At 39.7% G+C, this 10,932-nt stretch carries 13 protein-coding genes and 1 pseudogene; 9 read left to right on the forward strand and 5 right to left on the reverse strand.

Annotated elements, in window-relative coordinates; translation table 11 throughout:
- Positions 1 to 674: 674 nt before the first annotated feature.
- Genes HMPREF9969_RS04205 through HMPREF9969_RS04215 form a run of 3 tightly spaced genes read right to left on the reverse strand, consistent with a single transcriptional unit; the run spans position 675 to position 1,569 of the window.
- Positions 675 to 986: a hypothetical protein gene (locus tag HMPREF9969_RS04205; RefSeq protein ID WP_004382710.1), complete on the reverse strand. Its 312-nt coding sequence runs from the start codon at positions 984 to 986 to the stop codon at positions 675 to 677.
- Positions 987 to 990: 4 nt separating this feature from the next.
- Positions 991 to 1,344: a phage holin family protein gene (locus HMPREF9969_RS04210; RefSeq protein WP_004382709.1), complete on the reverse strand. Its 354-nt coding sequence runs from the start codon at positions 1,342 to 1,344 to the stop codon at positions 991 to 993.
- Between the two features lie 9 nt (positions 1,345 to 1,353).
- Positions 1,354 to 1,569: a YtxH domain-containing protein gene (locus HMPREF9969_RS04215; protein WP_004382708.1), complete on the reverse strand. Its 216-nt coding sequence runs from the start codon at positions 1,567 to 1,569 to the stop codon at positions 1,354 to 1,356.
- Between the two features lie 223 nt (positions 1,570 to 1,792).
- Here HMPREF9969_RS04215 and HMPREF9969_RS04220 point away from each other — a divergent pair, with 223 nt between their 5' ends.
- The 5 genes from HMPREF9969_RS04220 to thrS all read left to right on the forward strand — a co-directional run bounded on the left by HMPREF9969_RS04220 (position 1,793) and on the right by thrS (position 6,131).
- A complete protein-coding gene (locus HMPREF9969_RS04220; RefSeq protein WP_009434627.1) occupies positions 1,793 to 2,290 on the forward strand; it encodes an SPOR domain-containing protein in 498 nt (165 codons plus the stop codon).
- Positions 2,291 to 2,710 carry a Holliday junction resolvase RuvX gene (ruvX, locus tag HMPREF9969_RS04225; protein WP_009434622.1) on the forward strand — a complete coding sequence of 140 codons (420 nt, stop codon included), beginning with the start codon at positions 2,291 to 2,293 and terminating at the stop codon, positions 2,708 to 2,710.
- A gap of 77 nt (positions 2,711 to 2,787) precedes the next feature.
- On the forward strand, positions 2,788 to 3,348 hold the full coding sequence (gene def / locus HMPREF9969_RS04230; protein WP_004382705.1) for a peptide deformylase: 561 nt from the start codon (positions 2,788 to 2,790) through the stop codon (positions 3,346 to 3,348).
- Positions 3,349 to 3,354: 6 nt separating this feature from the next.
- Entirely contained in the window at positions 3,355 to 3,996 is a 642-nt protein-coding gene (locus HMPREF9969_RS04235) for a tetratricopeptide repeat protein (protein ID WP_009434628.1), read from the forward strand.
- A 185-nt stretch (positions 3,997 to 4,181) separates the two neighbouring features.
- Positions 4,182 to 6,131 carry a threonine--tRNA ligase gene (thrS, locus tag HMPREF9969_RS04240; RefSeq protein WP_009434624.1) on the forward strand — a complete coding sequence of 650 codons (1,950 nt, stop codon included), beginning with the start codon at positions 4,182 to 4,184 and terminating at the stop codon, positions 6,129 to 6,131.
- 624 nt (positions 6,132 to 6,755) lie between these two features.
- Here the strand turns inward: thrS and HMPREF9969_RS04245 are convergent.
- Positions 6,756 to 7,661: a TIGR01212 family radical SAM protein gene (locus HMPREF9969_RS04245; RefSeq protein ID WP_009434625.1), complete on the reverse strand. Its 906-nt coding sequence runs from the start codon at positions 7,659 to 7,661 to the stop codon at positions 6,756 to 6,758.
- Between the two features lie 56 nt (positions 7,662 to 7,717).
- Between HMPREF9969_RS04245 and HMPREF9969_RS04250 the strand changes: the two genes are divergently transcribed.
- Positions 7,718 to 9,907: a S9 family peptidase gene (locus HMPREF9969_RS04250; RefSeq protein WP_198005077.1), complete on the forward strand. Its 2,190-nt coding sequence runs from the start codon at positions 7,718 to 7,720 to the stop codon at positions 9,905 to 9,907.
- 66 nt (positions 9,908 to 9,973) lie between these two features.
- Here HMPREF9969_RS04250 and HMPREF9969_RS12785 read toward each other — a convergent pair whose 3' ends face one another.
- Complete coding sequence (locus HMPREF9969_RS12785; protein WP_156787941.1) at positions 9,974 to 10,111, reverse strand: hypothetical protein; 138 nt, start codon at positions 10,109 to 10,111, stop codon at positions 9,974 to 9,976.
- Here HMPREF9969_RS12785 and HMPREF9969_RS13160 point away from each other — a divergent pair.
- The 3 genes and pseudogenes from HMPREF9969_RS13160 to HMPREF9969_RS04260 all read left to right on the forward strand — a co-directional run.
- Positions 10,099 to 10,296: a hypothetical protein gene (locus HMPREF9969_RS13160; protein WP_083835286.1), complete on the forward strand. Its 198-nt coding sequence runs from the start codon at positions 10,099 to 10,101 to the stop codon at positions 10,294 to 10,296. The genes HMPREF9969_RS12785 and HMPREF9969_RS13160 overlap by 13 nt on opposite strands.
- A gap of 179 nt (positions 10,297 to 10,475) precedes the next feature.
- Complete coding sequence (locus HMPREF9969_RS04255) at positions 10,476 to 10,646, forward strand: hypothetical protein (protein ID WP_036894983.1); 171 nt, start codon at positions 10,476 to 10,478, stop codon at positions 10,644 to 10,646.
- Positions 10,647 to 10,682: 36 nt separating this feature from the next.
- A pseudogene (locus tag HMPREF9969_RS04260) lies at positions 10,683 to 10,932 on the forward strand (hypothetical protein); the annotation flags it as partial.

Genomic DNA, 10,932 nt, shown 5'->3' on the forward strand with positions numbered 1-10,932 from the left:
TTATTTTACCTATTGGTCATTAATACTAACCTTTAAGCCTGTTAACACTAACCTCTGAGCCTATTAATACTAACCTTTTTGAACTTTAATCATTAACATTTGAACTTACGACTTTCTTCCATTGTAGCTGTTTCATGCATTAGGTAGAGGTTAAGAGTCAGCGGTTGGAGGTAGAGGATGGTGCTTCTTTTTCTTTTCTGTGCTGCAAAGGTAAGTAGAATTTTAAAGAAAACATTAGTTTTTCGAGGTACTGGGATAACAAGTATTGCAAATGGCTCTGTAATAACTTGTGTTACAGAGAGATAAACAAATGAAGAATGAGGAACGATAAGACAGAATGATTTGTTTTTTTGACCTTTGCCTAATGGGATAAAGTTCAATTAATCACATCAATCACAAAATCACAATCACAAAATCACAAAAAGGATTTTCAATGTGTAAAAGGGATTCCTAATATAATATAATATAATACCTTATTAATAAATAATAATATATAATGATATATTATCTACATAAAGAAAAAGCATGATACTACCATAATTGATTTTGTGATTTTGTGATTGTGATTTTGTGATTTCCCTATTGAATATGAAATAAGGTGTATCGATATTGCTATTTGCTTTTTGATACACCTTATTTCTTTGTTTGCTAAAGTCAGTTTTGAAAAACTGCTATTACTTGTTTCTTTTGTGGAATAAGCCAAATTTCTTTTTATCAGAGGAGCGGGAAGTCTTCATACCACCAAACTTCCGATAGAGCTTCCAGCCCAAGATAAGTCCATCTAATACGCCGGCTCCAGTATTGATAAGCCCAGAGAAGCGTTGTGTTGGTGTATTATTATTCTTGGGTTTGTGCATGAGCTGATTCCATAAGTCAGCTATTTTGTTGCTGTCTTTGGTTAAGTCGGTAAGCAACTGAGCTTTCCGAAGTCGAATGTCATTCAACGACTTATATTCAGAATCAGTGATAGTTTTCTGGTCAGTCATAAGCTTATTTTGACATTAAAAGGCTTCCTAAGAATCTTACTAATGGTCGTTCGATTAAACGATGACGTAATAAGATAAAGAAAATGAGTAGTACTAAATAGAAAGCACCAACGACTAGGAAAGCCAGGATAAGCGAACCCATCAATGTTTGCAACGCATAAGCTGCTGCAAAAGAAAAATAAACCAATGAGATGAGAAGAGTTACGCTAAAAACTGTAAATATAGTAATTACAGTCAATAACCGCACAATCTTCTCAATTACATCGAGCTTCAGATATTCTGATTGAAGCCCGATGTAATGCTTTAACGCCTCAACGAGTTGCGCTATTGTTTCAATGTTGTTATCGTTAGAAAACATTTCAACAAATTAGATAGTCTCTGCTGCTGCGTCCTTGATGTCCTCTACAAATTCATCAGCCTCTTTACGGCTAAGTTTAAGATCGTGCTTCTTGCAGAAGTCGTCAACAGCATCAGCAATCTTTGTTCGTGTGTCTGTTCCCTTTTCTGGAGCCAACAAAAGCCCAAGTGCTGCACCTGTAATACTACCGCAGAGGAATGCTCCAATGTAACCTAATGTCTTCATAATCTCTTACTTTAAAATGTTAGTTAAACATAATTTATTCATTGGCAAATATAGTCAAAGTTTCGCGTACTGACAATATAATGGCTTGTATTTTGTGTTAAAAATATTGCAAATACCTTATTTAACAAACTTTAGTTACGTTATTTTTTAACTTCTGCAGCTTATTTCGTAACTTCGCACGATAAAAGAATAAAAAGTATAACCAATAAATAACTAACGGATTATGAAAAAAATGATGGTTTTGGGTGCTGCAATGTGTGTGGCATTGTCATTCACTGGTTGTAAGTCTAGTGAGAGTGCATACAAGAAGGCTTATGAAAAGGCAAAAGCCCAAGAGCAGACATCTACAGATAATGATGATAGCAATAAGCAGGAAGCTCCTGTTGTTGCTCCTGTTGAGACAGTGCAGCAGCCTGTAAATCAAGCTCCAGTTGTTGACAACTATGACAATGAGCCTGTTCGTCGTGAGAATGTTTCAGTTGTGAATGGTGCTGGCTTGAAGGCTTATAGCGTTGTTGTTGGTTCTTTCGGTGTAAAGGCTAATGCAGAAGGTTTGCAGCAACGTTTGCAGAATGCAGGTTACTCAGCACAGGTAGCTTTCAATTCTGGTAATAATATGTATCGTGTTGTCGCTGCTACATTTGACAGTAAAGCTGCTGCAGTACAAAGCCGTAATCAGCTTCGTGCAACTTATGCTGATGCTTGGTTGCTCGCAAAGTAAATGGGTAGGATTCTAGCAATAGACTACGGAAAGAAACGTACAGGATTGGCAGTCACTGACCCATTGCGTATTATTGCAAATGGGTTAGCGACTATCCCCACATCCGATATTTTTGATTACTTGACACAATATGTTGCCAAGGAATCAGTAGATCAATTGGTAATAGGTAAGCCTATTCAGCCGAATGGTCAACCTAGTGAGAATCTAGCTCGTGTAGAAAACTTCGTTAATCGTTGGCGTAAACTACATCCAGAGATGCCTATCGATTATTATGATGAGCGATTTACCTCTGTGATAGCGCATCAAGCGATGATTGCTGGTGGTGTGAAGAAAAAGACACGTCGTGAGGACAAAGGGCTTGTTGACGAGATTTCTGCAACAATTATTCTTCAGGATTACATGAGGTCTAAAGGGCTTTAGTCGATGAGTGTGCTTTGTTTAATCGACTCGATTAATGCAATAAGACCTAAAACCCAATAATTAATTAAAGAAGTAATATGGTATTACCTGTTTACACATACGGTCAGCCTGTGTTGCGCAAAGTAGCAGAGGATATTCCTCTTGACTATCCTGATTTGCAGCAGCTGATACAAAATATGTTTGAGACCAATACTGCCAGTGATGGTGTAGGGTTGGCTGCTCCACAGATAGGAAAGTCTATTCGTGTGGTAGTTATTGATTTGGATGTTCTTTCAGATACATTCCCTGAGTATAAAGGTTTTCGTCATGCTTTCATCAACGGACATATCTTAGAGTTCGATGATTCAGAGACTGAAACTTTAGAAGAAGGATGTTTATCATTGCCAGGTATTCATGAGTCTGTGACACGTGCCAAGCGCATCTATGTGAAGTATGTTGATGAGAATCTTGTTGAACATGAAGAATGGATTGAAGGCTACCTTGCCCGTGTTATTCAGCATGAATTCGATCATCTCGATGGCAAAGTATTTACTGATCATCTCTCCCCATTCCGCAAGCAGATGATAAATAGTAAGTTGAAAGCCCTTTTGCAAGGAAAGGTGCGTTGTAACTATCGTGTGAAGCCTCCACGTAAGTAGAGTGATATGTTGCGTGGTATCGTAGTATCCTTGCTCTGTCTCTTGACATTGCCAGCAGCAGCCCAGTATAACATCAATAAGATGATGGAAGAAGGGAGGCGAACGCTAGATCAAGGATATTACGTTACTTCCATGCAAATATTCTCTCGTATTGTTGGTTTAAAGCCAAACCTTTATGAAGCGTGGTATCTTATGGCTTTATCCAAGTACCATCTAGAAGATTATAAAGGAGCCGATAGCGATTGTCGGCGTGCCTTAGAGCTACAACCTTATATAGCTGATATCTATGAACTTTATGGAATGACTAATATTCGTGAAGAACGTTATGATAGTGCTATCGTTGCTTATACTCACGCGATAGATATCTCGCCTGACAATCGTGATTATTGGTTTAATCGAGCTTATTGTTTGTATAGGGTAGGAGACAAGCAAACTGCACTTACCCAATTAGATTATATGCTAAATCGATGGAAAGACTTTAGTGCAGCTCAACAACTCCGAGCTGATATCAAAGCAGGACGACAGCCAAAGCAACGCCCTTCTAAGCCGATTCAGTTCGATATCAATCATCTTCGACCGTTAAATAAGAGTCCTTGGTTAATGAAGCAAGTAACAGAAGGTGAGAATAAGCAAAGCAAACTCCCATAACCTTTCCCCGTCTGATTGATTATACACCTAATCTTTAAGTCAGTATAGACTATTAAGTGCGAATTGATAGCACTTGGCGAATCTCTATTACCAATTGATTTGTTGAAAATCACATTTATATTCCTCATTCTCATAATAAAGTGTTACCTTTGCCACAACTTTGATTTATAAAACTAATTTGTAGTATGGTTAAAATCACTTTCCCAGATGGTTCCGTTCGTGAGTACGAACAGGGCGTAACTGGTTATCAAATCGCCGAGAGCATTTCGCCGGCTCTCGCCCGTGACGTTGTATCTTGCGGTGTAAATGGCGAAACAGTAGAGCTCAATCGTCCTATCAATGAGGATGCAACGATTGCTCTTTATAAGTTTGATGATGAGGAAGGTAAGCACACCTTCTGGCACACTTCTGCCCACCTTCTTGCAGAAGCATTACAGGAACTTTATCCAGGTATACAGTTTGGTTTCGGTCCTGCTGTTGAAAATGGCTTCTTCTATGACGTAATGCCACCAAAGGGTCAGGCTATCTCTGAGAACGATTTCCCAAAGATTGAAGAGAAAATGCGTGAACTTGCTAAGAAGAACGAGCAAGTTGTGCGTCATGATATATCTAAAGCAGATGCCGTTAAGGAGTTTACTGCTGATGGACAAGAATATAAGGTGGAGCACATTGAGCAGGATCTCGAGGATGGAACCATCTCAACATATACACAAGGTAGTTTCACCGACCTTTGTCGTGGTCCGCACCTTGTATCAACGGGTGCTATCAAGGCTATTAAGATTACCAGCGTTGCCGGTGCTTTCTGGCGTGGCGATGCGAAGCGTGAGCAGATGACACGTATCTATGGTATCTCTTTCCCAAAGAAAAAGATGCTTGATGAATATCTCGTTATGCTCGAAGAGGCTAAGAAACGTGACCACCGCAAGATTGGAAAAGAGATGGAACTCTTCATGTTCTCTGATCGTGTAGGTAAGGGTTTACCTATTTGGTTACCAAAGGGTACGCAACTTCGTCTACGTTTGCAAGAGTTATTGCGCCGTCTTCTCCGTCCTTACAACTATCAGGAGGTTATCACTCCAGGTATCGGTGGTAAGAACCTTTATGTAACTTCTGGTCACTATGCCCACTATGGCAAGGATGCTTTCCAGCCAATTCATACACCAGAGGAGGATGAAGAGTACATGCTTAAGCCAATGAACTGCCCTCACCACTGTGAGGTTTATGCTTATAAGCCACGTTCTTATAAAGATCTTCCATTGCGTATTGCTGAGTTCGGAACGGTATTCCGCTATGAAAAGAGCGGCGAGTTGCATGGATTGACCCGTGTTCGCACGTTTACGCAGGATGATGCGCATATCTTCGTTCGCCCAGATCAGGTAAAAGCAGAGTTCGAAACCAATATCGATATTATCCTAAAGGTATTCGCAACCTTTGGATTCGACAATTACGAAGCACAGATTTCACTCCGCGACCCTAACGATAAAGAGAAATACATCGGTTCTGATGAGGTATGGGAAGAGAGCGAAGCCGCTATTAAGGCAGCTTGTGAAGAGAAAGGTCTCAAGGCGCGTGTAGAACTTGGAGAGGCGGCTTTCTATGGTCCTAAGCTCGATTTCATGGTAAAGGATGCCATCGGTCGTCGTTGGCAGTTGGGCACTATCCAGGTAGACTATAATCTTCCTAATCGTTTCAAACTCGAATATACAGCGGAAGATAATACGAAGAAGACTCCTGTGATGATTCACCGTGCACCATTTGGCTCGCTCGAACGCTTCACAGCTGTGCTCATTGAGCACACAGCAGGACACTTCCCACTTTGGTTGACACCTGATCAGGTGGCAATTCTTCCAATCTCTGAGAAGTATAATGACTACGCTCGCAAGGTAAAGGCCTACTTTGATGCTCACGATGTCCGTTCAATCATGGACGATCGCAATGAGAAGATTGGTCGCAAGATTCGTGATAACGAGCTAAAGCGTGTACCTTACATGGTCATTGTTGGTGAGAAAGAGGCAGCCGAAGGCTTAGTTTCTATGCGTCAGCAGGGTGGAGGCGAGCAAGCTACCATGACAATGGAAGAGTTTGCTAAGCGCATTAACGATGAAGTTGCGGAACAGCTCAAGACATTGGATTAATCAAAAGCAACGATTCAAACCCATTATCAACCGATAATGAGGGGATAAATAAGCAAGGAGGATATACCATTTAAGGTATATCCTCCTTTTTTATTTAGGTAATAGAAGCAAAGTGTTGTTCGGAAAACTATTTACAAAACATTATCTTGCTATCGGTTCATTCTAGAAGTTATAATACTAATTTAAGCACGAAATATTGGTCTTTTATAAAACGTACCTCTGTTTTTAGTGAAACGTACCTCCGTTTTTGGTGAAACGTACCTCCGTTTTTGGTGAAAAGTACTATCGTTTTTAGTAAAATGTAGCTTCGTTTTTAGCAAAAAGTAATATGATTTTGGGTAAAATCAGCCTACTTTTTACATATTTTGCTATATCATTTCACTTAAAACGATTGGATGTCTTTATAAATATCTAATAATCAGATAATTATAAATGTATTACGATTTTACTCTCTAATTCCTGTATTTATGACCAAAGTCCAATGCGCTTCAGAAAAACGCAATTATAAATCCTAAATTTAGCAGTATTTTATTACAAAAAAAGGATATGCCTTTCTTATGACATATCCTTTTATCTTAGAAGTTTATGAGTGTTGTTTTTGCTAAATTCTAATAGTGAGTAAGTTTAAATCTCCTTCTTTTTCGTGCAATGCTCCTTCATGTAATTGTTGAGACGATGGGTAAATTCGTAATTTTTTAGTCCCCATTTTGGTGCGATGAGTAGTTCTGGCGGGCTCTGACTAACGAATCGTTCGAGGATAAGGTCGGCTCTTAATCGACTAATGTATTCGGCTATCAGATGAATATATTCGTCCACGCTGTAAAGATGGAACGGATGTTCCTCATACATTTTAGCTAACTTCGTTCCACGAATAATCTGCATTTGATGGATTTTCAAGGTTGTGAGAGGGAGAGAAGATATGATGGGTGCCTGTCGGAGACTCTCGTTTTCATCCTCACCGGGTAATCCGAGTATGATATGCGCACCTACACGAATACCACGATTAGCGGTGCGTTCGATTGCTTGCTTAGCACAATCGAAATCATGCCCACGATTGATGAGGCGTAAGGTAGCATCGTTACAGGTCTCAACACCATATTCGACGATGAGGAAGGTGCGCTGATTCAATTCTTCAAAGTAATCGAGCAGGTCGTCATTAATACAATCCGGACGTGTTCCGATGACTAATCCGACAACATCCTCCACTGCTAATGCCTCCTCATAGAGAGCCTTCAAATGCGAATTGGTGCCATAAGTATTCGTGTAAGCCTGAAAGTATGCGAGATATTTCATATCAGGATACTTGCGAGCGAAGAATCTTTTGCCATCTTCCAACTGTTCAGTTACGCTCTTTTGCTTATCGCAATACGTAGGATTGAACGTTTGATTATTGCAATAGATACAGCCACCTCGCCCTACACGTCCATCCCGATTAGGACATGTGAAGCCAGCATTGATAGAAATCTTCTGAACCTTAAAAGGGAATTGTTCGCGAAGCCAGTTCCCAAAGTCACGATAATATTGTTCCATTCTTGTTGCAAATGTACAGAATATTTTATACTTTTGCGATGTTTAAACTTGATTTTATGAAAAGAATAATCCTTATGTGTGCTACTATCTTGACTGCACTCCAATTGATGGCTGGTGAACCTATATCTATACGTGATATCACAGCTGGTGTTTTTGCTGCAAAGCGTATATCAGGTGTTAACTCTTTAAAGGGAACATCGGAGTATGCTCGCATCTCAGAGGATGGTCGACAGGTTGTGAAATACTCCTTTGTGACGGGAAAGCCGACGGGAGTTATCTTTGATTTGGCTAATGCCCAGGGGGAGAATCTCAAATCGTTTGATGATTATCAGGTGTCGGCAGATGGAAATAGATTGTTATTGCAAACCAATACACATCGTATTTATCGCCGTTCGTTCACGGCTGATTTCTATCTTTATGATGTGAGGACAAAGCAGTTGAAGCGTCTGTCAAAGGAAGGTGCCGAGCAGATTCCAACCTTTTCTCCTGATGGAACAAAGATCGCCTTTGTTCATAAGAACAATATCTATATTACGGATGGCGATAAAGAGACGCAGGTAACAACCGATGGCGAGTTTAATAAAGTCATTAACGGCTTGCCAGATTGGGTAAATGAAGAGGAATTTGGATTTAATAATGCGTTGGCGTGGAGTGCTGATAGTAAGACTTTGAGTTGGATTCGATATGATGAAAGCAAGGTAAAGACTTATTCTTTGCAGCTATTCCGTGGCTCTCATCCTCAACTTGATGCTTATAGTGTTTATCCTGGAGAATACAGTTATAAATATCCGAAGGCTGGCGAAGACAATTCAAAAGTGTCAGTTTGGTCATATTCTTTGGAGGGTGCTTCTGTACGTCAAATCAATTTACCTTTAGCGGCTGATGGATATATTCCACGCATAAAGACAACAACCGATCCTAATCGTGTGGTTATCTATACGATGAATCGTCATCAAGATGAATTGAACCTCTATGCGGCGAATCCGCATACGGGATTTTGCTCATTATTGATAAAGGAACATATCTCAAAGTATGTTCAAGAGGCTGCGATGGAAGGTATCTCTATCATGAAAGATTACATCCTTTTCCCTTCTGATCGTGATGGTTTTATGCACTTATACCTTTATAATAAGGACGGAAAACTCTTGCGTCAGATTGATAAGGGCAATTATGATGTGACTGCAATCTATGGATATGATGAGAAAACAGGCAACACTTATTTCCAAGCAGCGGCTCGAAACCCCATGCAACGAGAGGTGTATGTTGTAAATAAGAGTGGAAAGATGACCTGTTTGTCGGCTCATGAAGGCTGGAATGCAGCTTCGTTCTCTGGCGATTATAAATACTTTTTGAATACATGGAGCGATAGTAATCATCCATTTGTTTATACCATTTATGATAATCGAGGGAAAGAAGTGCGTGAGGTGCTTAATAATAAGGAGTTAGAAGAGAAACTTCAGAAGTATAATAATGCGGGCGTTGAGTTCTTTTCGTTTACTACATCCGAGGGAGTCAAGCTCAATGGATGGATGATTAAGCCGTCTGATTTCGATGCAAATAAGAAGTATCCTGTTATCATGCACCAATATAGCGGACCAGGAAGTCAGCAGGTTGTAGATAATTGGAATGTTGGTTCTATGGGAAATGGTGGTATGTTCGATTACTATTTAGCCCAGAAAGGATATATCGTTGTTACAGTAGATGGTAGAGGAACAGGTGCTCGTGGTGCTGATTTTGAGAAGAGTATTTATATGCGGTTAGGCGATTTAGAGTCAAAAGATCAGGTAGAAACAGCGTTATGGTTAGGTAAGCAAAGTTACGTGGATGCCTCTCGCATAGGAATTTGGGGTTGGAGCTTTGGTGGCTTTAATACCTTGATGAGCATGAGTGAGGGTAGAGGTGTCTTTAAAGCAGGTGTGGCGATAGCTCCTCCAACGGACTGGCGTTTCTATGATACTATTTACACGGAGCGTTATATGCGTACGCCACAAGAGAATGCAGCGGGCTACGCTATTAATCCAATCAATCGTGTAAATCAGATGCAAGGTAAGTTACTTATCTGTCATGGTATGGCTGACGATAATGTTCATCCACAAAACACCTTCGAGTATTCTGAAGCTCTCGTGCAGGCTGATAAGGATTTCCGTGAGCTCTTCTATACGAATCGCAACCATTCTATATATGGAGGCAATACCCGCAACCATCTCTTGCGCCAAGTTGCCGATTGGTTTATTGAGAATCTTTAAATAAGTGAGTCAATAGGGGTAGATGTTAGCATCTATCCCTACTTCTTTATTCTGCATTTCCACCCTTTATTCTTTCTTTACTTCCTGTCTCTTTTTAAAGATTTTAGCCTTCTTCTGTCTTTTTTCTTTTAATTCCTTTGCTGTTTTAATATCTTTTATTACTTTTGCAGCCGAAAGAAATAAACCCAATAATGATTCAAGCATTAAATATTCAAGCCACAACGAACAACGCCTTATATAATAAAGGTGTTGCTTATTGTGTATCTGCATTTGAATCATTGAATACGGAGAAAAAAATAATCGAGAAAAAGATGGCAAATTATTTGGTAGTTCCAAATATTTGTATACTCTCTCTCTCTCTCTCTCTCTCTCTCTCTCTCTCTCTCTAGTAGAGCAGACGTAAATTACACATTTTTTTCTTCTCGCGTACGCGCGCGCGAAGCGTGCCGTAAACCCTGTAAACAAAGGACTTCTAGAAGTTTCCTTTGTTCTTTTTTTGTGTCCGTACCTAAACCGAAATATAGAGAAATTAAGCACGAAATAACAACTATTTTTAATCAATAAAACAATGGAGAAAAAGAAAGAAAAGAAAGATTATGAACGACCAGTGTGTCTCGTTTATGAAATGAAGTCAGAGGCATTCTTCTGCGTATCGGTTACCCCAGCACCGATGACGTCTCAAGAAGAAGATTGGAAGCAAGATCAAGAGGTGGATTTTGGTGATGTTTGGGTTGAATAATCATTAAGAAAACAAATTAACGACAAATTAAATAAGATGAAGAAGATTTTATTAAACATCAGTTCTTTATTGACAGCGATAATCACTATAAGTATGTTTATTGCCTGTTCAAGTGATGATAATCTCGACAACAAGCGAAGTGAGGACTCAAAACAGCAACTCACGTTCACTTTAACTGACGAAGACTTCAATGCAGATGAAGAAGTATCTGTAACTCGTGCAGGAAAACAATCTTTGGAAGTTGCAAAAGATACTATTGACCTTGGTAACGATGTCTTTGCTGAAA

This window comes from Prevotella sp. oral taxon 306 str. F0472 (genome assembly GCF_000257925.1).
Taxonomy (GTDB): Bacteria; Bacteroidota; Bacteroidia; order Bacteroidales; family Bacteroidaceae; genus Prevotella; species Prevotella vespertina.

Bases quoted from the DNA above. Each gene is read 5' to 3' on its own strand.
- HMPREF9969_RS04235 (WP_009434628.1), top strand. From the start codon at position 3,355: ATGTTGCGTGGTATCGTAGTATCCTTGCTCTGTCTCTTGACATTGCCA.
- HMPREF9969_RS13160 (WP_083835286.1), top strand. From the start codon at position 10,099: ATGATTCAAGCATTAAATATTCAAGCCACAACGAACAACGCCTTATAT.
- HMPREF9969_RS04205 (WP_004382710.1), bottom strand. From the start codon at position 986: ATGACTGACCAGAAAACTATCACTGATTCTGAATATAAGTCGTTGAAT.
- HMPREF9969_RS04250 (WP_198005077.1), top strand. From the start codon at position 7,718: ATGAAAAGAATAATCCTTATGTGTGCTACTATCTTGACTGCACTCCAA.
- HMPREF9969_RS04210 (WP_004382709.1), bottom strand. From the start codon at position 1,344: ATGTTTTCTAACGATAACAACATTGAAACAATAGCGCAACTCGTTGAG.
- def (WP_004382705.1), top strand. From the start codon at position 2,788: ATGGTATTACCTGTTTACACATACGGTCAGCCTGTGTTGCGCAAAGTA.
- thrS (WP_009434624.1), top strand. From the start codon at position 4,182: ATGGTTAAAATCACTTTCCCAGATGGTTCCGTTCGTGAGTACGAACAG.
- HMPREF9969_RS04215 (WP_004382708.1), bottom strand. From the start codon at position 1,569: ATGAAGACATTAGGTTACATTGGAGCATTCCTCTGCGGTAGTATTACA.
- HMPREF9969_RS04255 (WP_036894983.1), top strand. From the start codon at position 10,476: ATGGAGAAAAAGAAAGAAAAGAAAGATTATGAACGACCAGTGTGTCTC.
- HMPREF9969_RS04245 (WP_009434625.1), bottom strand. From the start codon at position 7,661: ATGGAACAATATTATCGTGACTTTGGGAACTGGCTTCGCGAACAATTC.
- HMPREF9969_RS12785 (WP_156787941.1), bottom strand. From the start codon at position 10,111: ATGCTTGAATCATTATTGGGTTTATTTCTTTCGGCTGCAAAAGTAATA.
- HMPREF9969_RS04220 (WP_009434627.1), top strand. From the start codon at position 1,793: ATGAAAAAAATGATGGTTTTGGGTGCTGCAATGTGTGTGGCATTGTCA.
- ruvX (WP_009434622.1), top strand. From the start codon at position 2,291: ATGGGTAGGATTCTAGCAATAGACTACGGAAAGAAACGTACAGGATTG.